General features: G+C 66.4%; 23 protein-coding genes. 11 read left to right on the top strand and 12 right to left on the bottom strand.

Features of this window, described 5'->3' with window-relative positions:
- Positions 1–13: 13 nt before the first annotated feature.
- From ASE86_RS08415 to dusB, 5 genes are all read right to left on the bottom strand, one after another.
- Positions 14–1,387: a sigma-54-dependent transcriptional regulator gene (locus tag ASE86_RS08415; protein WP_056424555.1), complete on the bottom strand. Its 1,374-nt coding sequence runs from the start codon at positions 1,385–1,387 to the stop codon at positions 14–16.
- Complete coding sequence (locus tag ASE86_RS08410) at positions 1,384–3,624, bottom strand: sensor histidine kinase NtrY-like (RefSeq protein WP_056426868.1); 2,241 nt, start codon at positions 3,622–3,624, stop codon at positions 1,384–1,386. The genes ASE86_RS08415 and ASE86_RS08410 overlap by 4 nt, the downstream gene beginning before the upstream one ends.
- A 61-nt stretch (positions 3,625–3,685) precedes the next feature.
- The gene (ntrC, locus tag ASE86_RS08405; protein WP_056424553.1) at positions 3,686–5,143 is read right to left on the bottom strand and encodes a nitrogen regulation protein NR(I); all 1,458 of its coding nucleotides are present in this window, start codon (positions 5,141–5,143) and stop codon (positions 3,686–3,688) included.
- Positions 5,140–6,192 carry a two-component system sensor histidine kinase NtrB gene (locus ASE86_RS08400; protein WP_414881262.1) on the bottom strand — a complete coding sequence of 351 codons (1,053 nt, stop codon included), beginning with the start codon at positions 6,190–6,192 and terminating at the stop codon, positions 5,140–5,142. Before ASE86_RS08400 ends, ntrC begins: the two co-directional genes overlap by 4 nt.
- The gene (dusB, locus tag ASE86_RS08395; RefSeq protein WP_056424550.1) at positions 6,189–7,184 is read right to left on the bottom strand and encodes a tRNA dihydrouridine synthase DusB; all 996 of its coding nucleotides are present in this window, start codon (positions 7,182–7,184) and stop codon (positions 6,189–6,191) included. Before dusB ends, ASE86_RS08400 begins: the two co-directional genes overlap by 4 nt.
- 214 nt (positions 7,185–7,398) lie before the next feature.
- Between dusB and ASE86_RS08390 the strand changes: the two genes are divergently transcribed.
- Genes ASE86_RS08390 through ASE86_RS08380 form a run of 3 tightly spaced genes read left to right on the top strand, consistent with a single transcriptional unit; the run spans position 7,399 to position 9,616 of the window.
- The gene (locus tag ASE86_RS08390; protein ID WP_056424547.1) at positions 7,399–8,544 is read left to right on the top strand and encodes a bifunctional 2-C-methyl-D-erythritol 4-phosphate cytidylyltransferase/2-C-methyl-D-erythritol 2,4-cyclodiphosphate synthase; all 1,146 of its coding nucleotides are present in this window, start codon (positions 7,399–7,401) and stop codon (positions 8,542–8,544) included.
- A 5-nt stretch (positions 8,545–8,549) separates the two neighbouring features.
- Positions 8,550–9,077, top strand: coding sequence for a hypothetical protein (locus ASE86_RS08385; protein ID WP_056424544.1), 528 nt, complete (start codon positions 8,550–8,552; stop codon positions 9,075–9,077).
- Positions 9,074–9,616: a CinA family protein gene (locus ASE86_RS08380; protein ID WP_056426862.1), complete on the top strand. Its 543-nt coding sequence runs from the start codon at positions 9,074–9,076 to the stop codon at positions 9,614–9,616. Before ASE86_RS08385 ends, ASE86_RS08380 begins: the two co-directional genes overlap by 4 nt.
- Here the strand turns inward: ASE86_RS08380 and ASE86_RS08375 are convergent.
- On the bottom strand, positions 9,547–10,038 hold the full coding sequence (locus ASE86_RS08375) for a type II toxin-antitoxin system RatA family toxin (protein ID WP_056424541.1): 492 nt from the start codon (positions 10,036–10,038) through the stop codon (positions 9,547–9,549). The genes ASE86_RS08380 and ASE86_RS08375 overlap by 70 nt on opposite strands.
- A gap of 138 nt (positions 10,039–10,176) precedes the next feature.
- On the bottom strand, positions 10,177–11,103 hold the full coding sequence (gene lipA / locus ASE86_RS08370) for a lipoyl synthase (protein ID WP_056424539.1): 927 nt from the start codon (positions 11,101–11,103) through the stop codon (positions 10,177–10,179).
- A gap of 111 nt (positions 11,104–11,214) precedes the next feature.
- Here lipA and ASE86_RS08365 point away from each other — a divergent pair, with 111 nt between their 5' ends.
- Positions 11,215–11,844: a carbonic anhydrase gene (locus ASE86_RS08365; protein WP_056424536.1), complete on the top strand. Its 630-nt coding sequence runs from the start codon at positions 11,215–11,217 to the stop codon at positions 11,842–11,844.
- A 21-nt stretch (positions 11,845–11,865) separates the two neighbouring features.
- Here the strand turns inward: ASE86_RS08365 and ASE86_RS08360 are convergent, their stop codons facing one another.
- The 5 genes from ASE86_RS08360 to carA all read right to left on the bottom strand — a co-directional run bounded on the left by ASE86_RS08360 (position 11,866) and on the right by carA (position 18,158).
- A complete protein-coding gene (locus tag ASE86_RS08360; protein ID WP_056424533.1) occupies positions 11,866–12,504 on the bottom strand; it encodes a rhomboid family intramembrane serine protease in 639 nt (212 codons plus the stop codon).
- A 124-nt stretch (positions 12,505–12,628) separates the two neighbouring features.
- On the bottom strand, positions 12,629–13,105 hold the full coding sequence (gene greA / locus ASE86_RS08355) for a transcription elongation factor GreA (RefSeq protein WP_056424529.1): 477 nt from the start codon (positions 13,103–13,105) through the stop codon (positions 12,629–12,631).
- A 77-nt stretch (positions 13,106–13,182) separates the two neighbouring features.
- Positions 13,183–16,542, bottom strand: a complete 3,360-nt coding sequence (gene carB / locus ASE86_RS08350) for a carbamoyl-phosphate synthase large subunit (RefSeq protein WP_056424526.1) — start codon at positions 16,540–16,542, stop codon at positions 13,183–13,185.
- Positions 16,543–16,980 (bottom strand): hypothetical protein, encoded by a 438-nt coding sequence (locus ASE86_RS08345; RefSeq protein WP_056424523.1) that lies wholly within the window; start codon positions 16,978–16,980, stop codon positions 16,543–16,545.
- Positions 16,977–18,158, bottom strand: coding sequence for a glutamine-hydrolyzing carbamoyl-phosphate synthase small subunit (gene carA / locus ASE86_RS08340; protein WP_056424520.1), 1,182 nt, complete (start codon positions 18,156–18,158; stop codon positions 16,977–16,979). Before carA ends, ASE86_RS08345 begins: the two co-directional genes overlap by 4 nt.
- A 97-nt stretch (positions 18,159–18,255) precedes the next feature.
- On the opposite strand from carA, the gene ASE86_RS08335 reads away from it, so the two are divergent.
- The 7 genes from ASE86_RS08335 to ASE86_RS08305 all read left to right on the top strand — a co-directional run bounded on the left by ASE86_RS08335 (position 18,256) and on the right by ASE86_RS08305 (position 26,471).
- Positions 18,256–18,708: a GatB/YqeY domain-containing protein gene (locus ASE86_RS08335; RefSeq protein WP_056424518.1), complete on the top strand. Its 453-nt coding sequence runs from the start codon at positions 18,256–18,258 to the stop codon at positions 18,706–18,708.
- Between the two features lie 41 nt (positions 18,709–18,749).
- Positions 18,750–20,555 (top strand): DNA primase, encoded by a 1,806-nt coding sequence (gene dnaG / locus ASE86_RS08330; protein WP_056426860.1) that lies wholly within the window; start codon positions 18,750–18,752, stop codon positions 20,553–20,555.
- 167 nt (positions 20,556–20,722) lie between these two features.
- On the top strand, positions 20,723–22,771 hold the full coding sequence (gene rpoD / locus ASE86_RS08325; protein ID WP_056424517.1) for an RNA polymerase sigma factor RpoD: 2,049 nt from the start codon (positions 20,723–20,725) through the stop codon (positions 22,769–22,771).
- Positions 22,772–23,069: 298 nt separating this feature from the next.
- Positions 23,070–23,879: a PAS domain-containing protein gene (locus tag ASE86_RS08320; protein WP_056424515.1), complete on the top strand. Its 810-nt coding sequence runs from the start codon at positions 23,070–23,072 to the stop codon at positions 23,877–23,879.
- 134 nt (positions 23,880–24,013) lie between these two features.
- Positions 24,014–24,679, top strand: a complete 666-nt coding sequence (locus tag ASE86_RS08315; RefSeq protein WP_056424512.1) for a DUF6975 family protein — start codon at positions 24,014–24,016, stop codon at positions 24,677–24,679.
- A 310-nt stretch (positions 24,680–24,989) separates the two neighbouring features.
- Positions 24,990–25,835, top strand: coding sequence for an AAA family ATPase (locus tag ASE86_RS08310; RefSeq protein WP_056424509.1), 846 nt, complete (start codon positions 24,990–24,992; stop codon positions 25,833–25,835).
- A gap of 102 nt (positions 25,836–25,937) precedes the next feature.
- Positions 25,938–26,471: a CHAP domain-containing protein gene (locus ASE86_RS08305; protein WP_200911497.1), complete on the top strand. Its 534-nt coding sequence runs from the start codon at positions 25,938–25,940 to the stop codon at positions 26,469–26,471.
- The last annotated feature ends 13 nt before the right edge of the window (positions 26,472–26,484 follow it).

The raw sequence follows: 26,484 nt of genomic DNA, 5'->3' as shown, positions 1-26,484 counted from the left end.
GGCGCGCCACGACTCAATCGTCGCGCGTTTCGGTAATTCCCAGCAGCTTCAGCTTCCGGTGAAGCGCGGATCGCTCCATCCCGATGAAGCTCGCCGTGCGACTGATGTTGCCGGAAAAGCGGCGGATCTGGATACGCAGATATTCGCGCTCGAAGCTTTCACGGGCCTCGCGAAGCGGCGCGCCCATGATCGCCGCCGATCCGCCGCCCTCCCCATCCGACCGGCCGAGCACCTCGGGGGGCAGGAGGTCGAGGTCGATGCGGCCGATGCGATTGCCCGGCGCCAGGATGATCGTGCGCTCGACGACATTGCGCAGCTGCCGGACGTTGCCCGGCCATTCGTAGCTCTGGAGCGCGACCATCGCGTCGGCGGCGACCTCAGGCGTCGGCACGCGGCGTTCGGAGGCGTAATGCGCGACGAAATGATCGACCAGCGGCGGGATGTCCTCGCGCCGCTCGGCCAGCGACGGAATGACGACCGGCACGACGTTCAGGCGGTAGTAGAGGTCTTCGCGAAACCGCCCCTCGGCGATTTCATTCTGGAGGTCGCGCGCGGTCGCGGAGACGACTCGCACGTCGACCTTGACCACGCGGGTGCCGCCGACACGGGTGAAGCTCTGGTCGGTCAGCACGCGCAGGATGCGCGCCTGGGTCGCGATCGGCATATCGGCGATCTCGTCCAGGAACAACGTCCCCCCGTGCGCCTGTTCGAGCAGGCCGGGCCGGACGAGGTCGCCGCCCTCCTCCACCCCGAACAATTCCTCCTCGACGCGCTCCGGCGTCATCCGCGCAGCGCTGACGATGACGAACGGCGCATTGGCGCGGCCCGACCAACCGTGGAGCAGTCGCGCGGCGACTTCTTTGCCGACGCCGGCACTCCCCGAAATCAGCACGCGGCTGCCGGTCGAGGCGACCCGCTTCAACGTCGCGCGGACGCCGTTGATCGATGCCGAACTGCCGGTCAGGTCGTCCTCGCGCCCGGCCGACGCCCGCAGCGACGCGATTTCGCGACGGAGGCGTTCGGTTTCGGTCGCGCGTTCGACCAGCAGCAGCAGGCGTTCGGCCTCGAACGGCTTTTCGATGAAGTCCGACGCGCCGCGGCGGATGGCGGCGACCGCCGTATCGATGTTGCCGTGCCCGGAAATCACCAGCACGGGGATCGACGGGTCGCGCCGCTTGATCTCGTCGAGCAGGTCCAGCCCGTCGAGGCGCGATCCCTGCAGCCAGACGTCGAGCAGCACCAGGCTCGGCCGGCGCGTCGCGATCGCCTCCAGCGCGGCGTCGCTGTCGGCGGCCAGGCGGGTGTCATACCCCTCGTCCTCCAGCACGCCCGCGACCAGTTCGCGGATGTCGTATTCGTCGTCGACCACGAGGATGTCGATGCTCATTGGGAATTCCGATTTCGGGTCAACATGGCGGGGCTGGGGTCGGAGGCGTCGTCGGGCGCGTGCGGGTCGGCCAGGGTCGAGAGGGTCGCGGCATCGAATGCCAGCGTCACCACGGTCCCGCCGCCAGGGCGATCGGTGAAGTGCATCGTGCCGAAATGCTCCTCGACGATCTTCTTGACGATGGCGAGGCCGAGACCGGTGCCGCGGGCACGGGTGGTCATATACGGCTCGACGATGCGGTCACGTTCGACCGGCAGGCCGATGCCGTTGTCGGCGATCTGTACGCCGACGCTGCGCCCGCCGGTTAGTGCCAGCGTGATCTCGCCGACGGCCCCGTCGTCGCCCGTCCGCGCCTCGATCGCCTCGACCGCGTTCTTGACCAGGTTGGTCAGCGCCTGGCCGATCTGGCGGCGGTCGCAGACGAGGACGGGTGCCGGGTCCTGGTAGATCAGCGCGAAGCGGATCGCGGGATGCGCGACCTCGTGTAGGAAAACCGCCTGGCGGGCGAGGTCGACCAGCGATTCCTCGCGGAACACGGGCTTGGGCATTCGCGCGAACGACGAGAATTCATCGACCATCCGCCGCAGGTCGCCGACCTGCCGGACGATCGTGTCGGTGAGCCGGCCGAAGGTCGTGTCGCCTTCTGGCGCGAGCTTGCCGTAGCGCCGCTGGAGACGTTCGGCTGCGAGCTGGATCGGGGTCAGCGGGTTCTTGATCTCGTGCGCGATGCGGCGCGCCACGTCGGACCAGGCCGCGCGGCGCTGGTCGATCAGCTGCTGGGTGATGTCGTCGAAGGTCAGGACGTTACCGTCGTCGTCGCGCGTGATCTTGACTGCCAGGGTACGCGCTTCACCGCTGGCGTTGACCTGCACCACGCCTTCGCGCGCGCCGCCGGTCAGCAACGCGTCAAGTTCGGGCGAGATCGTCGCGAGCGGCTTGCCGACGACGGCCGCACCGGGCGCGATGAGCGCGAGGGCGGAACTGTTGACCAGGCGGATCGTGCGTTCGTCCCCCACCGCGACGACGCCCGCGGTCACGCCCGACATCACCGCCTCGATCAGCGCGCGGCGGCTTTCGGATTCGGCATTCGCCTCGACCAGCGCGCTCGTCTGGGCTTGCAGGCGCCCGGTCATGCGGTTGAACGCATCGCCCAAGGCGCCGACCTCATCCGCGATCGGCCCGGTCGGCACGCGCGTCGACAGATCGCCGCCGGCCACCTTTTCCGCGGCGTTGACCAGTTCGTCGATCGGCCGCACGAGACGGTCGGCGACGGCCAGCGCGATCCACGTCGCCAGCGCGACGATCAGCAATGCGACCCCGAACAGCGCGGCGTTGAATTGCAACTGTAACAGCCGCGCGCGCGACTGGAGCAGGGTGTAGTCGGACAGCAGATCGACGGCGTCCTTGCTCTGCTTGTTCAGGAAGTCGACGTTGTTCGGCGTCGCGACGTACAGGAAGATGTTGCGCGACCGGTCGACCGGCGTGACCACCCATACCAGCCGGCTGTCGAAATCGATGAAGCGGTCCTTGTCGCGCAGGACGTTCAGCGCCTGTCCGTTGACCTGTTGGGCGAAGACCGCGGCCGGCGGCACTTCATAGCCGTAGATCTGCTCGATCTGGTTACCGTCGGTGACGCGGAACAGCAGCGAATGGAACAGGTTGCGATACAAAGTCTGTTGCAGAATGAACTGCTGGAACGCCGACGAATTGCCTGGGATCGTCGGGTAGAACCGGCGGATATCCTGCGACATCTGCAGCGCCTCGTCGGTCCAGCGTTCGACGACGACATCCTGCCCCTGTTTCGCCAGCGCCAGCGTGCTGTTGAAGGCGCCCACCGCGCGCTCCGAGCCCCAGAGCTGGACGCCCGACTGGAACATCACCGATGCCGCAACGACGGTCAGTACGATCGGGATGCTGGCCATCAGCGAGAAGACAGCGACCAGCCGAACGTGCAGGCGGCCCTTGCCCGCGATCTGCGCGCGCGAGGCGCGGCGGATGGCGATACGGCGGCCGATCAGCACGATCAGCATGACCGCCGGAATCAGGTTGGCGGTCAGCATCGCGGCCGCCATCGTCGGGCTGAACAGCGATTTGGAGGCGCCGGTCGCCGCGATGATCCGCCAGCTGGCGACGGCCACTGCGATCATGACGGCGATGACGGCGAATTCGATGGCGGGTGTGACGGCGAAGCGCCGGACGGGCGCTTCGGGTTCGTCGATCGGGACCGCCGCAACCATCATCGTTGCGCGACTACACGCTCGGTGTTGCCGAGAAAACACATATTTTGCATCGAGCGTGTCAGCCGTCCTCCCTCGCGCGGATCGCGCGGCGCGTCTCGGGCACGTCGATCGCCAGTTCGTCCAGCCGCTTGCGCAGCGTGTTGCGGTTGATCCCCATCGCCCGCGCCGCGCGCAACTGGTTGCCGCCGTGCCGGTCGAGCATGGCGATGATGAGCGGGCGTTCGACTTCGGCGATGATGCGGTCATACAGCGTGCCGTCGTCCAGCGCGCCGGCCCGCTCGCTCTCGATCGCACTCAGCCGCGCCAGGACCGCCGCCTTCAGGTCCGCGGTCCTCGCGCCCGCCGCATCGCCGCTGCGACCATCGAGCATGTCGAGGATATCGGCACTGCCGATCCATTCGTCGCGGCTGAGCGCGGCCAGGCGGCGCATCAGGTTTTCCAGCTCGCGGACATTGCCCGGCCAGCCATGCGCTTCGAGCAGCGCGACGGCTGCGTCGTCGATCCGCTTGCGCGGCAGCCCATCCTCGGCCGCACGGTCGAGGAAATGGCGCGCGAGCAGCGCGATGTCCTGTCGACGCTCGCGCAACGCCGGCAGCATCACGGGCACGACGTTCAATCGGTAGAACAGGTCTTCGCGGAAGCTGCCCGACGCGACCTGCGCGGCCAGGTCCTTGTTGGTCGCGGCGACGATCCGCACGTCGGCGCGGATGGTGCGCGATCCGCCGACCGTCGTGAACTCCCCCGACTGGAGCACGCGCAGCAACCGGGTCTGCGCGTCCATCGGCATGTCGCCGATCTCGTCCAGGAACAGCGTCCCGCCCGCCGCCTGCTCGAACTTGCCGGCGACGCGGGCCGCCGCGCCGGTGAAGGCGCCGCGTTCGTGCCCGAACAGCTCGGCCTCGATCAGCTCGCGCGGGATCGCCGCCATGTTGAGCGCGACGAACGGTGCCGCCCGGCGCGCGCCCAGGTCATGGATCGCGCGCGCCACCAGTTCCTTGCCCGTCCCGGATTCGCCCGAGACGAGGACGGTCAGGTCGTTCGACACGACGCGCGCGATGACGCGGTACACACCCTGCATCGCGGGCGACCGGCCGATCAGCGGCAGCGTGTCGTCATCGACCTGTACGACCGCGCCGCCCTCACGTCGCGCACGCGCCAGCCCCCCCGCCACCGCCTGCGCCAGCACGTCCAGATCGAAGGGCTTTGGCAGATAGTCGAATGCCCCCGCCTCGGTTGCGCGGACCGCGGTCGACAGCGTGTTGCGTGCCGACAGGACAATGATCGGCAGCGCGGGATGATCGGCCAATATCTGCGGCACCATGTCGATGCCGTCGCCGTCGGGCAGTACGACGTCGGTGACCAGCACGTCGGGCAGCGCCTTGCGCAGCGCCTCGCGCGCATCGCCCAGCGTCGCCACGGTGGTCACGTCATGCCCCTTGCGCCGCAGGGCCTCGGCCACGACCGTGCGGATCGCGGAATCGTCGTCGACGACCAGAATGCGTCCGACAGCCGTCATGCCCTTGCCCTTTGCAGCAGCAGGCGGAATACCGTCCGCCGCGGATCGCCTTCGCGCGCATAGGTGACGATCCCGCCCATGTCGCGGACCAGCTTGGCGACCAGCGGCAGCCCCAGTCCCTGCCCCTCCGCCTTGCCCGACACGAACGGCTCGAACAGATGTTCGGCGATGTCGGCGGGCGCGCCAGGCCCGGTATCGATCACGCTGATCTCGATCGGCAGCGGCACGCGCGGCAGGCCCGGCGCGGCGCTGGCCGCCATGCCGTGGCGATAGGCGGTGGCGAGCAGCATGCGGCGATCGGCCACGCCCTCCAGTGCCTCGGCCGCGTTCTTGACCAGGTTGAGCAGCACCTGCGTCAGCGCCCCCGGATCGACGAGAGCCGGCGGCAACGACGGGTCGAACCGTTCGTCGATCGTCACGTCGCGAGCGAACCCGGCACGCGCGACTTCGCGGATGTGGTCCAGCAGCGGATAGACGTTGTGCGCCTCCAGCCGCAGCGGTCGCGTGTCGGTGAAATTCTGCATCCCGTCGATCAGCGCGGTGATGCGGTCGACTTCGGTGGTGATGAGCGATGTCAGCGCCTGCGATCCGCCGCCATCGCCCAGCAGTTGCGCGGCGCCGCGGATGCCCGACAGCGGGTTCTTGATCTCGTGCGCCAGCATCGACGCCGCGCCGATCGCCGCGCGCGCGCCGGCGTGCCGGTCGGGCGCACGGCCACCGGGCGTCGTGCGCAGCGTGACGATGGTCCAGCCGGGGCGTTCCGGCACGTCACACTCGATCAGGTCGGCGCGGACCCGCCCGATCCGGCCCAGGCCGATCTCGACATCATAGGCGGCAAAGGTGCGCCCCTTGCGACGATCGGCAAAGCCCGTGTCGAAGCGGACGAAGGCATCGACCTCCTGCCCCTTCATCGCGCGTTCTGAGATGTTGAGCAGCGTCTCTCCCGCCGCATTGGCAAGCGCGATGCGCCCCGCCGGATCGACCAGGAGCATCGCCACCGGCATCGCGGCGAAGAGTTCGTCGAAGCCGGGCAGGTCGGGCGGAGTCACGCGGCGGCGCGGTTCGTCCAGGGGGCGTAGAACTCTGCCAGCATCGCCTTCACCGTCGCGCCGTCCGGCACCTTGTTGACGATATTGCGGAACTCGGCCGATCCGTGGAGCCCGCGGGTGTACCAGCCGAGGTGCTTGCGCGCCATCGCGACGCCGGTGTGCTCGCCGTAGAGCGACAGCATGTCGTCGTAATGCGCGACGATCAGGCGATATTGTTCGTCGAGCGACGGGTCGGGCTGCGGATCGCGCCCTTCGAGCGAATCCATGACCTGCCGCAACAGCCACGGCTTGCCGTACGCACCTCGGCCGATCATCACCCCGTCGGCACCCGACTGGTCGAGCGCCATATGCGCGTCCTCGGGCGAGCAGATATCGCCGTTGACGATGACGGGCAGGCTGACCGCCTCTTTCACAGTGCGGACAAACGCCCAGTCCGCCGAGCCCTTGTACATCTGGTTACGGGTCCGGCCGTGGACGGTGATCAGTTTCACGCCCAGGTCTTGCGCGATCCGCGACAGTTCGGGCGCGTTCAGGCTGGCGTGGTCCCAGCCCATCCGCATCTTCAGCGTCACCGGCACTTTCACCGCGCCGACCACTGCCTTGATCAGCTCGGTCGCGAGCGGCAGGTCGCGCATCAGCGCCGACCCGGCATCGCCGTTCGTCACCTTGCGCACCGGGCAGCCCATGTTGATGTCGACGATCGCCGCGCCGCGGTCTTCGCTGAGCCTGGCCGCCTCGCCCATCTCGTAGGGCGTACAGCCGACGAGCTGCATCGACACCGGGTCCTCGATCGGATCCCACGCAAATTTCTGCAGGCTCTGGCGCGTCTCGCGGATCGCCGCCTGGCTCGCCACCATCTCGGTGACGTTGAGGCCCGAGCCATAGCCACGCACGACGCGGCGAAACGGCAGGTCGGTGACGCCCGTCATGGGCGCCAGCAATACGGGCGTGTCGATCCGGACCGGACCGATGTCGATCGGTTTGATGCGCATGATGTGTGCCTGAAATTTAGGCAGCGCATAGCGGAAAGAGGGGCGTGCGGCAAGGCTGGCGGGCGCTGTGGCGACACGGTAGGGAGCCGCTGAAACACCCCGTTCGTGCCGAGCTTGTCGACGCACCGTCCTTCGCGCCGCAAGCTGTCGGCAGGCGTACCGAAGAACGGCCCTTCGACAAGCTCAGGGCGAACGGCTTTATTCAAGGTCTGCCATGCCCTCTCCCCGCACCGCCGCCATCATCGTCGCCGCCGGCAAGGGCGAGCGCGCGGGCGGCGACCGGCCGAAGCAATTCGCCGTACTCGCCGGCAAGCCGATGATCGCGCACAGCCACGCCGCGCTGTCGGCCCATCCCGCCATCGACGAGGTGATCGTGGTCATCGGCAGCGACCAGGACGCAGACCTTCGCGAGGCCCTGGCCGACGCGCGCCACGTCACCGGCGGCGCGACCCGCCGCGAGTCGGTCCTGGCCGGCCTCGCAGCCATCGAAAAGGCAGACCGCGTCCTCATCCACGATGCCGCCCGCCCCTTCCTGTCGGCAGCGGTGATCGACCGCCTGATCGCGGCGCTGGACGACGCCCCCGGTGCGGTCCCCGTCCTGCCCGTTGCGGATACGATCGCGCGGGCCGACGCCGCACTCGGGGATACGATCGAGCGGTCGAACGTCGTGCGAGTCCAGACGCCGCAGGCGTTCCGGCTCGACGCGATCCGCGCCGCCCATGCGGCATGGCCTGCCGGCCGGGAGGCGACAGACGATGCGCAGGTCCTGCGCGCGCATGGAGGAATGGTCGTGACGGTCGAAGGCGAATCCACGCTCGAAAAGGTGACGCACCCGGCCGATTTCGCCGCGGCGGAGGCGCGCCACGCCGCCGTGATGATTTCGCGCAGCGCCAGCGGCTATGACGTCCACCGGCTGGAGGCGGGGGAGGAGTTGTGGCTTGGCGGCGTGCGCATTCCGCACGACAAGGGGCTGTCGGGACACAGCGACGCCGACGTGGCGCTTCACGCCATCACAGACGCGCTGCTCGGCACGATCGCGGCGGGCGACATCGGCAGCCATTTTCCGCCCAGCGACCCGCAGTGGAAAGGCGCCGCGTCGGACCAATTCCTCGCCCACGCCGCCTCGCTGGTCGCTGCACGCGGCGGGATCATCGATTTCATCGACCTGACGATCATCTGCGAAGCGCCCAGGATCGGCCCGCACCGCGAGCCCATTCGTATGCGTATCGCCGACATCTTGCGGTTGGACGCCAGCCAGGTAAGCGTGAAGGCGACCACCACCGAACGCCTCGGCTTCACCGGCCGCGGCGAAGGCATCGCCGCCCAGGCGGTCGCCACCGTTCGCGTACCAAGGCTGTAACCCGCATGATCCTTCGCCCCATCCTCGCCGCCGCCGCGCTGCTCTCGGCCGCTACCGCCCAGGCGCAGGCCCCGGCCTGTATCCCGCAACCCGAAGCAGAGGCGCTGTTCCTGGCGCTTGCCCCGGCGATGCTGACGAGCGTCGCGGGCACCTGCACGCCCGTCCTGCCGACCAATGCCCTGCTGCGGCGTCCAATCGGCCAGCTGATCGCCAAATACGCCTCGGACAGCGAAGCCGCCTGGCCGCGCGCGAAGGAGGGCCTGCGCAAGCTGCTCGGACCGCAGGGCGGTGCCATGGTCGACAGCGAACTCGCCCGGCCGATGGTCACGTCGATGATCGCGCCGATGCTGGCAAAGGAAGTGAAGGCAAAGGACTGCCCGAACATCGACCGCGTGCTGACGCTGATCGATCCGCTGCCGGCCAGGAACACCGCGTCGCTGGTCGTCGCGCTGATGGATATGTCGGGTGCGGCGAAGGCCAGGCCCGGTCGTCGCGCCGACTTCGTCCTGTGCCCGCGCGAGGTGCGCCCGTGACCGAGCACCGCGACACCATATTGCCAGACCGGCTGGTCGATCTGGCCCGCCGCGTCGTCGAGGCGAACCGCGCGGCCGGGCGCAGTATCGCGACCGCCGAAAGCTGCACCGGGGGCCTGGTCGCCGCCGCGCTGACCGAGATCCCGGGCTCGTCGGACGTGTTCGACGGAGCGTTCGTGACGTATTCGAACGACGCCAAGACCGCCCTGCTGAAGGTGTCCGGCGACGTGCTGGAGACGTTCGGCGCGGTGTCGGTCGCGACCGCGTGGCAGATGGCGCAGGGCGCGCTCGCCAGGACCGACTCCGATGTCGCGGTCGCCATCACCGGCGTCGCCGGACCGGGTGGCGGATCCGAGACCAAGCCCGTCGGCACCGTCGTCTTCGCCCGCGCCGAACGCGGCGGCGATCCGGACAAGGTGGTCGCCGACACGCGACAGTTCGGCGATCTCGGCCGCGGCGGCGTCCGCCTTCAGGCGGCGCTATGTGCGCTCGAACTGCTGATGCCCGAGGCCGACGAGCCGGTCGAGGAATCACCGTAGAGCTTGGCCGCGCGCTCCTCGAACGCGCCGATCATCCGGCGCAGCGCGCGATCGAAGACCTGCCCCGCGATCATCTCGAACATGCGGTTCTTGAACGCGAAATCGACGCAGAAATCGACGAGGCACCCGCCCTTGCCATCGGGACGGAAGGTCCAGTCGTTGGTAAGGTGCTGGAGCGGCCCATCGACGTAATCGACCCGGATGTGCCCCGGCCGCGTCTTCTGCACACGCGAGGTAAAGCTCTCGCGCAGACCCTTGAAGCCGACGATCATGTCCGCGACCATCTCGCGCTCGCTGTCCGATCGCACCCGGATCGCGCTGACCCACGGCAGGAATTCGGCATAGGCGCGGACGTCGGCGACCAGGTCGAACATCTGTTCCGGCGTGTAAGGAAGCTGTCGGGTTTCGGAATGCTTGGGCATATCAAATCCTCCCCGGCAAGGGGAGGTGGCAGGCCGCAGGCCTGACGAAGGGGGCTCTCCGCAAGGACGTCTCTATCGGCACGCCCCCTCCACCACCGGCTTCGCCGGCGGTCCCCCTCCCCGTTCCGGGGAGGATCATCAGAGCGCCACCTTTCCCAGCTTCGCCTCGCGGTTCGCGCGCATCTTCGCGAAGTCGTCGCCGGCGTGATAGCTCGACCGCGTCAACGGCGACGAGGCGACCAGCAGGAAACCCTTCGCCCGCCCGATCGCGGCGTAGGCGTCGAACGCCGCCGGGGTCACGAAATCCTGCACCTTGGCGTGACGCGGCGTCGGCTGAAGATACTGACCCATCGTCAGGAAATCGATGTCGGCGCTGCGCATGTCGTCCATCACCTGATGGACCTCCAGCCGCTCCTCGCCCAGCCCCAGCATGATGCCCGACTTGGTGAAGATCGACGGATCGAGCTTCTTGACCGACTCCAGCAGCCGCAGCGACGCATAGTAGCGCGCACCCGGCCGGATCGTCGGATAGAGCCGCGGCACGGTTTCCAGATTGTGGTTGTACACGTCCGGCCGCGCCGCGACGATCGCTTCGACCGCGGCTTCGTGCTTGTTGCGGAAGTCGGGCGTCAGGATCTCGATCGTCGTCGTCGGATTGGCCGCGCGCACCGCCTCGATCACCTTGACGAACTGCGACGCGCCGCCGTCCGGCAGGTCGTCACGGTCGACCGAGGTGATGACGATGTGATTGAGACCCATCTGTGCCGCGGCATCCGCGACGTTGTTGGGTTCGTTCACATCGACCTTCCGCGGCATCCCCGTCTTCACGTTGCAGAACGCGCAGGCGCGGGTGCAGGTGTCGCCCAGGATCATGACGGTCGCGTGCTTCTTCGACCAGCATTCGCCGATGTTCGGGCACGCAGCTTCCTCGCAGACCGTCGTCAGGCTCTTCGAGCGCATCAGCGCGCGGGTGGCGGCGAAGCCGGCGCTGGTCGGGGCCTTGACGCGAATCCAGTCGGGCTTGCGCTGGCGTTCCGGCCGGGGGAGCGGGCTCATCTCGTTCATGGCTCGCGAGATAGCCATCGCGCGCGCGCATCACAATGGTGGAACCGAAACGGCCAACATATGTTGCAAGCGCGAACGCGGCTTGCGGGCCGCCAATCGCAGAGGATTATCATGACCCACTTCTCCGATCTGGTCGACGGCTACTACCGGTTCCGCGGCGGCGAGTGGCTGGAGGAGCGGGAGCGCTGGAGCGAGCTCGCGACGGGCCAGGCCCCGAAGGTCATGATTATCGCCTGCTCGGACAGCCGGGTCGACCCCGCGACGATCTTTGGATCGCGCCCGGGGGAGGTGTTCGTCGTGCGCAACGTCGCCGCGCTGGTGCCGCCGTTCGATGCCTCGGGCGGCCTGCACGGTGTGTCGGCAGCTCTGGAGTTCGCGGTGACTAAGCTCAAGGTCGAGGAAATCCTGGTCCTGGGTCACGGGGCGTGCGGCGGCGTGAACGCGGCGCTGACGCAGAGCCTGGCCGACGCCAAGCCCGGCGAAGGCGGGTTCGTCGCCGAATGGATCGGCCTGCTCGACGGCGCGCGCGAGAAGGTGGTCGCGCAGCACGGCGTATCCGACGCCGGCCAGACCGCGCTGGAGCAGGAAGGCGTCCGCGTCTCGATCGAAAACCTTAAGACCTTCCCGTTCGTCCAGAAGGCGCTGGATGACGGGTCGCTCAGCATCCACGGCGCGGTATTCGCCATCGCCGACGGCAAGTTGCGCGTGCTGGAGGATGGCGATCAGTTCGTTCCCGCCTGACCGACCGGCGGGGCGTCTATGTCAGGCGCCCCGCCAATTCCACAGCAGCAGCGGCCGGCACAGCGCCAGGCCCAGCACGAAGCCGCCGATATGCGCCGCCGCCGCGATCGGCATCCCCGTCTGCGCGCTCAGCACGCCGATCGCGAGATTGAGCAGCGACCACGCGACCAGCAACCAGCCAACGTGGATCAGCCAGCCTGGCACGGGTCCGACGTCCTGCGTCTTCTGCCGTCCGTAGAGCAGCGCGTAGGCGCCGACGATCGCTGACGCCGCGCCGCTCGCACCGATCATCGGCACCGGCGATTGCGGCCCGACCACCCATTGTGCGACGCACGCAGCATAGGCGCCCAGCAGATAAAGCACCACGACCCCACGGCTCCCCAACGCGCGCTCGGTGGCGATGCCGCAATAGACCAGTGTAACGAGATTGAAGAGCAGATGGAGCGGGCCGCCGTGCACCAGGGTCGCGGTGAGTGGCGTGAGGACAACCGGCGCGAGGCCTGGGACATCGCCCGCCAGCACCAGACTGGCGCGGCCGGGGATGAACCCGGCATACAGCGTGGCCTGAGGTTCGAATCCGAACAGCGTGACGATCAGGCTGATGATGGCGGTGACGCCCGCGATAACGAACGTCGCAGGGGCGGCCTTGAAATGCGTCATGAACTCACACCGTTCGTCCTGAGCCTGTCGAAGGACCGTTCGGCGGTACGGACACGCACCGCTCGCGGCACAAAGAACGGTGCTTCGACAGGCTCAGCACGAACGGATTTTGAGAAACCTGCGCTCAGATGAACTCGATCTTGTTGACGACATAGTAACGGTCGCCCGCCGGCACCGACACTTCGACCTCGTCATCGACGCGGCGGCCGATCAGTGCGCGACCCAGCGGTGAATTATAGCTGATCCGTCCGGTCTTCGCGTCCGCCTCGGTCTGGCCGACGATCTGATACTTGATCGGCTTGTCGTCGTCGTCGAGCAGCGTGACGGTCGCGCCGAAGACGATCTTGTCGCCCGACAGATCCTTCGGGTCGATGATCTGCGCGCGGGACAGCTTGTCCTCGATGTCGGCGATATGCGCCTCGATCTGGCCCTGACGTTCCTTGGCGGCATGATATTCGGCGTTTTCGGATAGATCGCCGTGCGCGCGCGCTTCCTCGATCGCATCGACGACCTGCGGGCGTTCGATCTTCAGACGCTTCAGGTCGGCATGGAGCTTTTCATAGCCCTCTGCCAGCATCGGCATCTTCTCGACGGTCGCCATCCTTGTGTTCCTTCAACGCCCCTATCCCCAGACGACCTCCCTGAAAGACCGCCCGCACATCAACCAGCTTGTGGGGATCAGTTGTGCGACTGCGAATAATAGGACTGCAGCGGCCGTACTTCAAGGGAGGTGGTCGCCAGCGCCGCGATCGAGCGGGACGCCGCAACCGCCGCCGAAGCCGTCGTGAAGTACGGCACCTTCTGCGCCAGCGCCGACTTGCGGATTTCCTGGCTATCCTTCAGCGACTGCCAGCCCTCGGTCGTGTTGAACACCAGCGCCACGTCACCGTCGCGGATGCGATCGACGATATTGGGGCGCCCCTGCGCGACCTTCAGCACCGGCTCGACGCCCACGCCGTTCGCCAGCAGATAGTCCGCCGTTCCCGCGGTCGCGATGATGTGGAAGCCCTGTTCGGCCAGGATACGGACGCCGGGCAGGATCACCGGCTTGTCGCTGTCCTTCACGCTGACGAACACGGTACCGCCCTTGGGCAGGATCGTGCCTGCGCCCAGCTGCGCCTTGGCAAACGCGATGTCGAAATCGCGATCGATTCCCATGACTTCACCGGTCGACTTCATTTCCGGTGACAACACCGGATCGACGCCGGGAAAGCGGTTGAACGGGAACACCGCTTCCTTGACCGCGATGTGTCCCGCAGCCTTGTTGATCGCCGGCAGGTCGACCAGCTTCTCGCCCGCCATGACGCGCGACGCGATCTTGGCGACGGGCGACCCCACCGCCTTGGCGACGAACGGCACCGTCCGGCTGGCGCGCGGATTGACCTCGATCAGGTAGACCACGGGGCCTTCAGTGCCGTCCTCGCGGACACCGTCCTTCACCGCGAACTGGATGTTCATCAGCCCGACGACCGACAACGCGTGCGCCAGCGCAACCGTCTGACGCTCGATCTCGGCGATCACGTCCGCGGGCAGGCTGTACGGCGGCAGGGTGCAGGCGCTGTCGCCCGAATGGACCCCGGCCTCTTCGATATGCTGCATGACGCCGGCCACGACCACATCGGTGCCGTCGCAGATCGCGTCGACATCGACCTCGATCGCATCGCGCAGATAGCTGTCGATCAGCACCGGCGAGTCGCCCGACACCTGCACCGCGGTCTGGATATAGTTGTCGAGCTGGGCGACGGTATCGACCACCTCCATCGCGCGGCCGCCCAGCACATAGCTCGGGCGCATCAGCACCGGGTAACCGATCCGCTCGGCCACCGCGATCGCTTCCTCGCGGCTGCGCGCGATGCCGTTGGCCGGCTGCTTGAGGCCCAGCTTGGCGACCAGCGCGGCAAAGCGCTCGCGGTCCTCGGCCAAGTCGATCGCATCCGGGCTGGTGCCGAGGATCGGGATGCCGGCATCCTCCAGCGCCTTGGCGAGGTTGAGCGGCGTCTGCCCACCGAACTGGACAATCACGCCGACCAGCTCGCCCGCCTGTTGCTCGACGTGCAGGATTTCCAGCACATCCTCGGCCGTCAGCGGCTCGAAGTAGAGGCGGTCGGACGTGTCGTAATCGGTGCTGACCGTTTCCGGATTGCAGTTGACCATGATCGTCTCAAACCCTGCGTCCGCCAGCGCGAAGCACGCGTGGCAGCAGCAGTAATCGAACTCGATCCCCTGCCCGATCCGGTTCGGCCCGCCACCCAGGATGACGATCTTGCGCCGATCCGACGGCATCGCCTCGTTCTCGGGCTCGCCGAAGCTGGGCGCCTCGTAGGTCGAGTACATATAGGGCGTCCTGGCGTCGAATTCGGCCGCGCAGGTGTCGATCCGCTTGAAGACCGGACGCACGCCCAGCTTCAGCCGGTGCTCGCGCACCTCGTCCTCGGTCACGCCGCCGGTCATCGCCTTGACCGCTTCGTGGATCAGGCCGGAGCCGCGCGCGATACCGCGCTGCATGCCCCGCAGATTGGCCGACTGGAGCGCCAGCCACGCAAGGCGCTTGTCGCTGAAGCCCATCGCCTTCAGCCGGCGCATCCCCGCAGCCTCGATCGGCAGGCCGTCGGTGCAGACTTCTTTCTCGGCCGCGACGATCTCGGCGATCCGCTCCAGGAACCACGGGTCGAACTTGGCGATCGCGTGGATCTCGGCGACCGTGAAGCCCTCACGCAGCGCCTGTGCCGCAACCAGCAGGCGGTCGGGAGTCGCCACGGCCAGCGCCGCCTCGATCTCCTCACGCGTGCGGCCGGCGATGCGATCGACGGTGTTGAAGCCCGACAGGCCCGTCTCCAGACCGCGCAGCGCCTTCTGCATCGATTCGTGGATATTGCGGCCGATCGCCATCACTTCGCCGACCGACTTCATCGCCGTGCCGAGCACTTCCTCGGCACCCTTGAACTTCTCGAAGGCGAAGCGCGGGATCTTGGTGACGACGTAATCGATCGTCGGTTCGAACGACGCCGGCGTCGCGCCGGTGATGTCGTTGGTGATTTCATCCAGCGTGTAGCCGACAGCCAGCTTCGCCGCGACCTTCGCGATCGGGAAGCCGGTGGCCTTGGACGCCAGTGCCGACGACCGGCTGACGCGCGGGTTCATCTCGATGACGATCAGGCGGCCGTCCTTCGGATTGACCGAGAACTGCACGTTCGAACCGCCTGTTTCGACACCGATTTCCCGCAACACCGCGATCGATGCATTGCGCATGATCTGGTATTCCTTGTCGGTCAGCGTCAGCGCCGGCGCGACGGTGATCGAATCGCCGGTGTGGACGCCCATCGGATCGATATTCTCGATCGAACAGACGATGATGGCGTTGTCCGCGCGGTCGCGGACCACCTCCATCTCGTACTCCTTCCACCCGAGCAGCGATTCCTCGATCAGCACTTCGGTGGTCGGCGACAGGTCGAGGCCCTTGCGGACGATCTCGACGAATTCCTCGCGGTTATACGCGATGCCGCCGCCGGTGCCGCCGAGCGTAAAGCTGGGGCGGATGACCGCGGGCAGTCCGGTCTTCTCCAGTCCCTCCAGCGCCTCTTCCAGCGTGTGGGCGATGGCCGAGCGGGCGCTTTCGAGCCCGATCCTGGTCATCGCCTCCTTGAACTTCTGGCGATCCTCGGCCTTGTCGATCGCTTCGGCATCGGCACCGATCATCGTGACGCCGAACTTTTCCAGCGTGCCGTCGTGGAACAGCGCGAGTGCCGTGTTCAGCGCGGTCTGCCCGCCCATCGTCGGCAGGACGGCATCGGGCCGCTCCTTCTCGATGATCTTGGCAACGACTTCGGGCGTGATCGGCTCGACATAGGTCGCGTCGGCCAGGTCCGGATCGGTCATGATCGTCGCCGGATTGCTGTTCACCAGGACGATGCGATAGCCCTCCTCCTTCAGCGCCTTGATCGCCTGCGTGCCCGAATAATCGAACTCGCACGCCTGCCCGATGATGATCGGACCGGCGCCGATGACGAGGATGGAGGAGATGTCGGTGCGTTTTGGCATTTACTGCTCGTTCTTCGTATCGATGGAGGGAGCGGCGGGGTTGGCCAACCGAATGTTGCGAAGTGTGCCGTAACGGTCTTCCAGGCTGCAACCTTGGCGAACCGCGTCTTGGGCCGTTCTCGCTGACTGCCGCATTCCGACCAGCGCTTTTCCGTCGGCCATGATAACACTGCCCGCGGCATCGAAATCGCCCTTGCTGAATAGCGCGAGCGCTGAACTCCCATCTCCACTGACAATGGTCATTTTCGTGATGCTTTTGAGGGCGCGACTATTCTGGCCGCTGGCTTGAAAGATGAAATCCGCGGTCAGAGGCGATGTCGTGCCAGGAAATCGGTCTTCTATCCGGGCAAAACGGCTCGCGCAGTCCGACGCGCTTTCGCTGGCCGAGCAGGCGCTTAGCGTCGCGATCGCAGACGCAAGCGCTACTCCACGGCTCATGACGCAACGCCAAGCGAGCCGACAAACCGCTCGAACAGATAGAAACTATCCTGCGGCCCCGGGCTCGCCTCGGGGTGGTACTGTACCGAGAACGCCTTGCGGTCGGTCAGCTCCAGCCCGGCGTTGCTGCCGTCGAACAGCGACACATGCGTCTCTCGCGCGTTCGAGGGCAGGCTGTCGCGTGTCACCGCGAAGCCGTGGTTCATGCTCGTGATCTCGACCGCGCCGTCTTCTAGCCGCTTGACCGGGTGGTTGGCGCCGCGGTGGCCCTGGAACATCTTGGTCGTGCGCGCGCCGACCGCGAGCGCAAGCAGCTGGTGGCCGAGGCAGATGCCGAACAGCGGCTTGTCCGTCGCAAGCAGCTGCTGGATCACAGGTACGGCATATTCGCCGGTCGCAGCGGGATCGCCGGGGCCGTTCGATAGGAAGATGCCGTCGGGGTTCAGCGCCATGATCTCGTCATAGGTCGCGGTCGCCGGCACCACCGAAACCTTTGCCCCCGCCTCAACAAGATTGCGGAAGATGTTGTGCTTGCTGCCATAATCGATCGCAACAACGTGCGGGCGCTGCCCTTCGTCCGCCGCGCCATAGCCGAAGCCCAGCCGCCACACGCCGCCGGCGCGGTCATCGCCCCAGCCGCCATGCGTCTCGCGGGTCACCGCCTTGGCAAGGTCCATCCCCTCCAGCCCCGGCCATTCGCGCGCCATCTGCTGGAGCAGCGCAATGTCGAACTGCCCATCGGCCGAATGCGCGATAACGCCGTTCGGCGCGCCGCCGACCCGGATGCGGCGGGTCAGCGCGCGGGTGTCGATGCCCGACAGGCCGATCCGCGCGTGCTTCTTCATCCAGTGGTCGAGATGCTCGGCCGAGCGGAAGTTCGACGGCTCGGTGACATCCTCGCGCACGATCATGCCCAGTGCGTGCGGGTTGTCCGCCTCCACGTCATCGGGGTTTGCACCGACGTTGCCGATGTGCGGGAAGGTGAAGCAGATCATCTGGCCCGCGAACGACGGGTCGGTCATGATCTCCTGATACCCGGTCATCGCGGTGTGGAAGCACACTTCGCCGACCGCCTGGCCTTCGGCGCCGAATCCTCGGCCCCACACGACCTCGCCGGACGCGAGAACCAGGACGCCGGTGGCGCCTTCGGGCACGGCAAGGGGATCGGCGGCAGCCATGTCGGGCGGTCACTCCAGTGGTTTTCTACGATGTCGCTAAGGTGCCGCCGCTAGGCCCCCTCGCCCGATCCGTCAACCGGCGGTATGGGCTGCACCCATGATTCGTGACGACATCAAAGCCGCCCAGATCGCCGCCATGAAGGCCGGCGACAAGGAATCCCGCAACGCGATCAGCCTGATTCAGGCCGCGATCAAGAACCGCGACATCGAAGCGCGGACCGGCAAGGCGCCCGACAGCGACGACGCGCTGGTGGTCGAGGTCTTGCAGAAAATGGTGAAGCAGCGCCGCGAATCGATCGAGATGTACGAAAAGGGCGGACGTCCCGAACTGGCCGCAGCGGAAGCCGCCGAAGTCGCGGTGATCGAACGCTTCCTGCCGGCCGTCCTGTCGGATGCGGAGACGACCGCGGCGATCGAGGCGATCAAGACCGAGATCGGCGCGTCGGGCATGAAGGACATGGGCCGCGTGATGGCCGAGCTGAAGGCGCGGCACGCGGCGAACCTCGACATGGCCAAGGCGAGCGGTTTGGTGAAGGCAGCGCTCGCCTGAACCCTTCCCTCCGAGGCACCGGATGATATAAGGGGATGCGGGTGAGTCTCTCGCCTGCCTTCCTCGACGAACTGCGTCACCGCACGCTGCTGTCCGGTCTGATCGGCAAGACGACGAAGCTGCAAAAGGCCGGCCGCGAGTTCCGCGCCTGCTGCCCGTTCCATAATGAAAAGAGCCCGTCGTTCTACGTCAACGACGACAAGGGCTTCTATCACTGCTTCGGCTGCGGCGCGCACGGCGATGCGATTCGCTGGCTGACCGACAATCGCGGCCTGCCGTTCATCGACGCGGTCAGGGAACTGGCGCAGACCGCCGGGCTCGAGATGCCGGCGATGGACCGCAAGGCCGCCGAAAAAGCGGAGCGGGCCAAGGGTCTGGCCGAGGCGATGACCGATGCCGCGAGCTGGTTCACCAGCCAGTTGCAGGGCATTGCCGGCGGCGACGCGCGCGCGGTGCTCGAAAAGCGCGGCGTGAAGCCCGAGACTGCCGCCACCTTCGGCCTTGGCTTTGCGCCGGATTCGCGCGGCAAGCTGAAGGACGCGCTGAAGGACTATGGCGATCCGACGCTGGTCGAGGCCGGACTGCTGATCGCTATCGACGGCAAAACGCCCTACGATCGCTTCCGCGGTCGCCTGATGATCCCGATCCGCGACGCGCGCAGCCGCACGATCGCGTTTGGCGGGCGCATCGTCGGCGAGGGCGAGCCGAAGTACCTGAACTCGCCGGAGACGCCGCTCTTCGACAAGGGGCGCACGCTCTACAACATCGACCGCGCGCTGCCTGCTGCTCGCAAGTCTGGCCGCGTGATCGTGGTCGAAGGCTATATGGACGTCATCGCGCTGGCGCAGGGCGGCATCGACGAGGCGGTCGCTCCGCTCGGCACGGCCCTCACCGAGCATCAGATCGAACGGCTGTGGCAGATGGCCGATGTCCCGATCCTGTGCTTCGACGGCGATACCGCCGGGCAGAAGGCGGCGATCCGCGCCGCGCAGCGCGCCCTGCCGCTGTTGAAGCCGGGCAAGAGCCTGGCGTTCGCCACCCTCCCCCCCGGCCTCGACCCCGACGACGTTATCGGTGCGGGCGGGCGCAAGGCGTTCGAGGGCATCCTGAACCGGGCGCGGTCGCTCGACGAATTTCTCTGGATCAGCGAATTCGGCGCGATTTCGCCGATGGCGGGGCCGGACGAGCGCGGCAGCCTGCTCCACCGGCTGAACCAGATTGCCGATACGATCGCCGACCCGATCCTGAAATCGCAGTATCGCGATACGTTTCGCGAACGCTTCTACGGCGTGTTCGGGAGCAAGGCGCAGCGTTTCTCCGTCGTTCAGACGGCAGCTGAACCGGTCCAGCGCCCGCGTAAGGGGCTGACCTATTCGATCCAGCGGGCGGCCTTGCTTGGCCTGATGCGGTATCCTGAAGTTCTGGCGGCACGAGTCGAAGATGTCGCCGATCTGCCCTTGGCATCCCGCAGCCTCATCGAGCTGCGAGACCGGCTGGTCGAACTTGCTTTTCACAGCTCTCCGTCTGACGTAGCCGAGATCACCCATGATATTCTGGCGAAGACTTTCAACCTCGACGTGGAGCCCCGTTCGTATGTTGAAGATCTGGCGTTCAGCTTTTACTTTCAACGTGACACGTTCCCCGAAGCACGTGCCGACCTTGAACGTCTCATTGACTTGCTGATCGAGGAACAATTCGCGCGACGCGCCGCGGCTTTGATCAATGCCGATATCGAGCGCGATTTGAGCGACCACAACTTCAAAGTGCAGCAGGAAAAGAGACAGGCGGTCGATGATGCTCGGTCGCGGCTTGCGGAATGGGTCGATCAATTCCGAACCGCCGCTTGATCGCGGAAATACGCCGACCCATATCGCAACGGTCTGGTGATGCGATTGCCTTCAAAAATGTCTGATCCGTCGCCGAGAGGTGAAGTCGCGGGTTGCACGGCGCTTGCAGTCGCAGGAAAAATCTACGAATGGCGTAAAATAGCCGCCATTCCAGTCGAGGGTAATTGATGGCTAAGTCCAACGGCGGCGGCAACAGCGGCGGCGACGATATGACGATCGACACGGGCGACGCCCCGTTGATCGACCTGAACGAAGGGTCGCTCAAGAAGCTCGTCGCACGCGCCAAGAAGCGCGGGTACATCACCGTCGACCAGCTGAACGAGATGCTCCCGCAGGACCAGATGTCCAGCGAGCAGATCGAGGACGTCATGTCGGCGCTGAACGACATGGGCATCAACGTCGTCGAGAACGACGAAGCGGGTGAAGACGAACCGGCGCAGGAGGAGGAGTCCACCGACGACGCCGAGGCGTCCGATGACGGGTCCGACGGCAGCCAGACGTTCGAGGTCGCCAAGAAGAAGGAAACGGTCGATCGCACCGACGATCCCGTCCGCATGTACCTGCGCGAGATGGGAGCCGTCGAGCTGCTGTCGCGCGAAGGTGAGATCGCGATTGCCAAGCGGATCGAGGCCGGCCGCGACACGATGATCCTGGGGCTGTGCGAATCGCCGATCACGTTCAACGCGATCATCGGCTGGTCGACCGCACTCAACGAAGGCACGATGCAGCTGCGCGAGATCTTGGATCTCGACGCGATGCTGTCGAAGGGTCCGTCGGCCGAGCAGGTCGAAGGCGCCGAGGAAGACGACACCGGCGAGATCAGCGAGAAGACCGCCGGCGCCAGCTTCAAGGAAGAGGAAGAGCCTGAGGAGGCGTCCGCCGACGGCGACGAGGACGACATGACCGAGCGTCGTGCGCCGCGCCCGAGCGACGACGAGGAAGAGGACAACACCCTCAGCCTCGCGCAGATGGAAGAGACGCTGAAGCCCCAGGCGCTCGAGAAGTTCGCCAACATCACCGCGATCTACAAGAAATTCGGGAAAATCCAGGAACAGCGACTGGACGCGATGGGCGGCGGCGGCGAGCTGTCGGCGTCGGACGAACGCAAGTATCACAAGCTGCGCGAGGACCTGACCGCCGAGGTCGAGAGCGTGCAGTTCCACCAGGCGAAGATCGAGTATCTCGTCGACCAGCTCTACAGCTTCAACCGTCGCCTGACCGCGCTGGGCGGCCAGATGCTGCGTCTGGCCGAGCGCCACAAGGTGCCGCGCAAGGCGTTTCTCGACGCCTATGTCGACCACGAACTCGACGAGAACTTCCTGTCCGCCAACGCCAAGACCGACAAGAAATGGGCGGCGTTCGCTGCCAACGAAAGCACCGCCGTCGACCGCATCCGCACCGAGATCGCCGAGATCGCGCAGCAGACCGGCATGGCGCTCGGCGAGTTCCGCCGCATCGTCAACATGGTGCAGAAGGGCGAGCGCGAGGCGCGGATCGCCAAGAAGGAAATGGTCGAGGCCAACCTGCGCCTCGTGATCTCGATCGCCAAGAAATACACCAACCGCGGGCTGCAGTTCCTGGACCTTATCCAGGAGGGCAACATCGGCCTGATGAAGGCGGTCGACAAGTTCGAGTATCGCCGCGGCTACAAGTTCAGCACCTATGCGACGTGGTGGATCCGCCAGGCGATCACCCGCTCGATCGCCGATCAGGCGCGGACGATCCGCATCCCGGTCCACATGATCGAGACGATCAACAAGCTGGTCCGCACCAGCCGCCAGTTCCTGCACGAGCAGGGCCGTGAGCCGACGCCGGAAGAAATGGCCGAGCGCCTCTCCATGCCGCTGGAGAAGGTGCGCAAGGTGATGAAGATCGCCAAGGAGCCGATCTCCCTCGAAACCCCGATCGGCGACGAGGAGGACAGCCACCTGGGTGACTTCATCGAGGACAAGAATGCGGTCATCCCGGTCGATGCCGCGATCCAGGCGAACCTGAAGGAAACGGTCACCCGCGTCCTCGCCAGCCTGACCCCGCGCGAGGAGCGCGTGCTGCGGATGCGCTTCGGCATCGGCATGAACACCGACCACACTTTGGAGGAGGTCGGCCAGCAGTTCAGCGTGACCCGCGAACGCATCCGCCAGATCGAGGCCAAGGCGCTTCGAAAACTGAAGCACCCCAGCCGAAGCCGCAAGATGCGGTCCTTCCTCGACCAGTAAGCCGAAAAAGCCCGGGACATCCTCCCGGGCTTTTTTGTCGACATCGGCCGCTTCCGCAAAAACTGGGCGCGGTCGGTCGCGCCAGGACAATTACCACCCATTCTGGCGCCAATCGTTCGAGAATTAATGTGAGTTAGCGGAACTTATGCTACTCGCCGGTCGATTTCGCGGTATGTTTCTGAACAAGGACAGAACATCGTATACGAAATAGCCGGCTAAAGGGAGTGAAACTCCGACCATGGAAGCTGTGACAGCCTCTGAATTGGTAAGGCACTTCGGTGCGTGGCGCGACCGGGCGATGAACCGGCCCGTGTATATCCATCATCACGGCCGCCCGAAACTTGTCCTGACCTCGGTCGATTTCATCGAACACCTAACTGCCGGTCGCATCGGCGCCGAACCGGGCGCCGACGGACTGGGCACCTTGCTCGAGATGGTCGATTCGATCGTCCTGGTCACCGATGCCGACCTGTGTCTCGTCGGCGTCAGTCCGCCGGCCCGGCGCTTGCTGGGCAACAAGGACTGGCACGGCAAGACATTGCAGGACATGTTGCCGGACGACGTCCGCCCGTTCCTGTTACGCGCGGTCGAGGGGGTGCGCGAAAGCGGTATCCCCGATCGGCTGCAGCTACGGCTGGGCCGCGGCGGGGACCGCCGGGTCGATATCTCAATCGAGCCTTACGACGGCGGCGTATGCATCGTCGGGCAGGATCGGACGGCGCAGGACGTGGTCCTGATGGCACAGGCCCGGATGCAGGCGATCGACGACATGGTCACCCTGCTCGGCAACGTCGCTTGGCTGCGCATCAACCTGCGCGGGTATATCGTCGGTGCGTCGCGATCCTTCGAACAGATGTCGGGCTTGGTCGCGGCGGCGTATCGCAGCGTGCGACTGCCGACGCTGTTCGACCTGCCGACCCGCGTCGGCGTCGGCGACACGCTGGAACGCGTCATCGACACGATGTCGGCGCAGTCCACGCGGGCACGGCTGATCGCCCGTGACGGCGCGGCGCTGCCCGTTCGGATCGCCTTTTCGGGCGAACTGCTGCGCGTGTCGGGCGAGGTCGTGCTGGCGACGCTGTCGACCGATCCCGACCCGGCCGGCTGACGCGGTTCGTCGCGACTGGGCATGATTAAGCCGGCATCAACCGCATCTTTACGCGCTTCGGTATAGGCTTTGCCACGAAGGATGAATCCGTCCGGCACACGCCGGGAGGATTTCAGGCAAGGTGGTTTCGGTCGATGGTGTTCGCGACAACGCAGAGCGACAGGTCAGGTCAGGCGTGGACCGCACTCGCGACGCTTGTCGGCAATGACGGGAGCAGCCGCGAGGGCTTTGCCGCATCGCTGCTCCGTCCCGGCGCGCAGGCCCGCGACCTGGCCGACACCGTTCACTGCTTGTGCCTGCTGCATGGGCGCCAGCCCGGTGTCATCGACCTGACCATCGCGCGGCCGAGATCGGATGCCGTGCCCGACTGGCTGGAAGACGCCGCCACCGCCTTTGCCGAGGAACGCGCGACGCTGATCCGCCTGGTTGCCGCCGTCGGCCCCTTGCCCAGCACGCCGGGTCAGGCGGAGACGGAGGCGGCGATCACCGCGCAGCGCCACGCGCTCGACATGCTCGCCACGTCCGATCGACGCGGCTGCCCCGTCGGCGCGTCGCTGGCGCTGGTTCTCGACTGGCCAGCGGTCCGCACCGTGCTGGACGCCGCGGCCGTCCGCCTGGGGATCGACGTGCCGCCATCCTCGCTGCCCTCACGCAGCGACTGTTCGGCAATGATCGCCAGCGTGTGCGACACGCCCGCGTTCGAACGCGCGATGCTGTTCGGCGCGCAGCAACTGCTCGCCCAGCACCACGCCCTGTGGCAGTTGCTGGAAGCGCGCGCCGGAGCGCGTGACGCCGGCTGACCCTGGAGCGGTTTCCGACCAATCTGCATCATCGTGACGGAGCCGATTTTGGTTCGCGGCTAGGATCGAGAAAGGAGCGGGGCTTCGCCCCCGTGACTGACGAGCGACACCGCCACGAGGCAAAATCGGCCCGCCCCGAAGGGGTTAGTGTCAGGAAGGCCGCTGGACATCGTCGCGACGCTTGCAGGGGCAGACCGGCCCCTGCGGCGCGCCACTCCTCGCCGGCATCCTTCCTGACACAATCACGATGATGCAGATTGATCGGAAACCGCTCTAGGCCGCGGCATTGCAAGCCGCTACGTCTGCTCTCATGCGTTTCGATGGCACCAAGAGCTATGTGGCGACCGACGACCTGAAGGTCGCGGTCAATGCCGCCGTCACCCTTCGCCGGCCGCTGCTGGTCAAGGGCGAACCCGGCACCGGCAAGACCGTGCTGGCGCAGGAGATTGCGCAGGCGGTCGGCGCGCCGCTGATCGAATGGAACGTCAAATCGACGACCAAGGCGCAGCAGGGCCTCTACGAGTATGATGCGGTCGCCCGCCTGCGCGATGGCCAGCTGGGCGACCCGCGGGTCCATGACATAGGCAACTACATCCGGCGCGGCAAATTGTGGGAAGCGTTCACCAGCCCGGTCCTGCCGGTCCTGCTGATCGACGAGATCGACAAGGCGGATATCGAGTTTCCAAACGACCTGCTCCAGGAACTCGATCGGATGGAGTTTCACGTCTACGAAACGAAGGAAACCGTCCGCGCGGTCGAACGGCCGATCGTCGTCATCACGTCGAACAACGAAAAGGAGCTGCCCGACGCGTTCCTGCGCCGCTGCTTCTTCCACTACATCAAATTCCCCGATCGCGAGACGATGCAGCGAATCGTCGATGTGCATTTCCCCGGCATCCAGAAGCTGCTCGTGAACCGCGCGATGGACGTGTTCTATGAACTGCGCGACGTGCCCGGCCTGAAGAAGAAGCCGAGCACGTCGGAGCTGCTCGACTGGCTGAAGCTGCTGCTGCACGAGGACATGCCGCTGGAGGTCCTGCAGAACCGCGATTCGACCAAGGCGATCCCCCCGCTCCACGGCGCCCTGCTGAAGAACGAGCAGGACGTGATGCTGTTCGAGCGCCTGGCGTTCATGGCGCGCCGACAGGGCCGCTGACACCGGCGTCGACGCTTTCTGCACGGTTCGTCGCAGCCGCTAAGCCACGGTAACCGAATGGAAACCACCGGCCCGACATGACGGTCGGCGATGGTCGAGCGTATGTTCAAGCGAATCGGATTGGGCCTGGCGCTGGTCACGGCGCCGATGCCCGCGACCGCCTCCATCCTCGATTATGTTGGCCAGTGCGTGCCCTTCGCGCGCGCGGCGTCCGGCGTGCAGATCTACGGCGATGCGTGGACGTGGTGGGACCAGGCAGAGGGTCGCTACCCGCGCGGGCATGAACCCCGCGTCGGCGCGGTCGTGGCCTTCGCGCGGTCGGATCGGCTGCGGCTCGGCCACGTCGCGGTCGTCAGCCGCGTCGTCGAAAGCCGCGTGCTGATGCTGACCCACGCGAACTGGTCGCGCGAAGACGGCCGGCGCGGTTTCGTCGAACAGGACGTGACGCTGTTCGACGTTTCGCGCGACAACGACTGGTCGGAAGTGCGGGTGTGGTATCGGGGCGTCACGGGCCTGGGCGGCTCGACCTATCCGGTCCATGGCTTCATCTACGGCCCGAAGGGCGGGACGACGCCCGAATTGAGCGCACGCCAGCCGGACTATGTCGGATCGCTGCTCGACGCGTACGCGCAATAGCACATCGATCCCG

This window comes from Sphingomonas sp. Leaf33 (genome assembly GCF_001421785.1).
Lineage (GTDB): Bacteria > Pseudomonadota > Alphaproteobacteria > Sphingomonadales > Sphingomonadaceae > Sphingomonas.
The sequence above is the reverse complement of the archived record's forward strand: the minus strand, read 5'-3'. Positions and strand labels throughout refer to the sequence as shown.

Bases quoted from the DNA above. Each gene is read 5' to 3' on its own strand.
- ASE86_RS08415 (WP_056424555.1), bottom strand. From the start codon at position 1,387: ATGAGCATCGACATCCTCGTGGTCGACGACGAATACGACATCCGCGAA.
- ASE86_RS08410 (WP_056426868.1), bottom strand. From the start codon at position 3,624: ATGGTTGCGGCGGTCCCGATCGACGAACCCGAAGCGCCCGTCCGGCGC.
- ntrC (WP_056424553.1), bottom strand. From the start codon at position 5,143: ATGACGGCTGTCGGACGCATTCTGGTCGTCGACGACGATTCCGCGATC.
- dusB (WP_056424550.1), bottom strand. From the start codon at position 7,184: ATGCGCATCAAACCGATCGACATCGGTCCGGTCCGGATCGACACGCCC.
- ASE86_RS08390 (WP_056424547.1), top strand. From the start codon at position 7,399: ATGCCCTCTCCCCGCACCGCCGCCATCATCGTCGCCGCCGGCAAGGGC.
- ASE86_RS08385 (WP_056424544.1), top strand. From the start codon at position 8,550: ATGATCCTTCGCCCCATCCTCGCCGCCGCCGCGCTGCTCTCGGCCGCT.
- ASE86_RS08375 (WP_056424541.1), bottom strand. From the start codon at position 10,038: ATGCCCAAGCATTCCGAAACCCGACAGCTTCCTTACACGCCGGAACAG.
- lipA (WP_056424539.1), bottom strand. From the start codon at position 11,103: ATGAACGAGATGAGCCCGCTCCCCCGGCCGGAACGCCAGCGCAAGCCC.
- ASE86_RS08365 (WP_056424536.1), top strand. From the start codon at position 11,215: ATGACCCACTTCTCCGATCTGGTCGACGGCTACTACCGGTTCCGCGGC.
- ASE86_RS08360 (WP_056424533.1), bottom strand. From the start codon at position 12,504: ATGACGCATTTCAAGGCCGCCCCTGCGACGTTCGTTATCGCGGGCGTC.
- greA (WP_056424529.1), bottom strand. From the start codon at position 13,105: ATGGCGACCGTCGAGAAGATGCCGATGCTGGCAGAGGGCTATGAAAAG.
- carB (WP_056424526.1), bottom strand. From the start codon at position 16,542: ATGCCAAAACGCACCGACATCTCCTCCATCCTCGTCATCGGCGCCGGT.
- ASE86_RS08345 (WP_056424523.1), bottom strand. From the start codon at position 16,980: ATGAGCCGTGGAGTAGCGCTTGCGTCTGCGATCGCGACGCTAAGCGCC.
- carA (WP_056424520.1), bottom strand. From the start codon at position 18,158: ATGGCTGCCGCCGATCCCCTTGCCGTGCCCGAAGGCGCCACCGGCGTC.
- ASE86_RS08335 (WP_056424518.1), top strand. From the start codon at position 18,256: ATGATTCGTGACGACATCAAAGCCGCCCAGATCGCCGCCATGAAGGCC.
- rpoD (WP_056424517.1), top strand. From the start codon at position 20,723: ATGGCTAAGTCCAACGGCGGCGGCAACAGCGGCGGCGACGATATGACG.
- ASE86_RS08320 (WP_056424515.1), top strand. From the start codon at position 23,070: ATGAACCGGCCCGTGTATATCCATCATCACGGCCGCCCGAAACTTGTC.
- ASE86_RS08315 (WP_056424512.1), top strand. From the start codon at position 24,014: ATGGTGTTCGCGACAACGCAGAGCGACAGGTCAGGTCAGGCGTGGACC.
- ASE86_RS08310 (WP_056424509.1), top strand. From the start codon at position 24,990: ATGCGTTTCGATGGCACCAAGAGCTATGTGGCGACCGACGACCTGAAG.
- ASE86_RS08305 (WP_200911497.1), top strand. From the start codon at position 25,938: ATGTTCAAGCGAATCGGATTGGGCCTGGCGCTGGTCACGGCGCCGATG.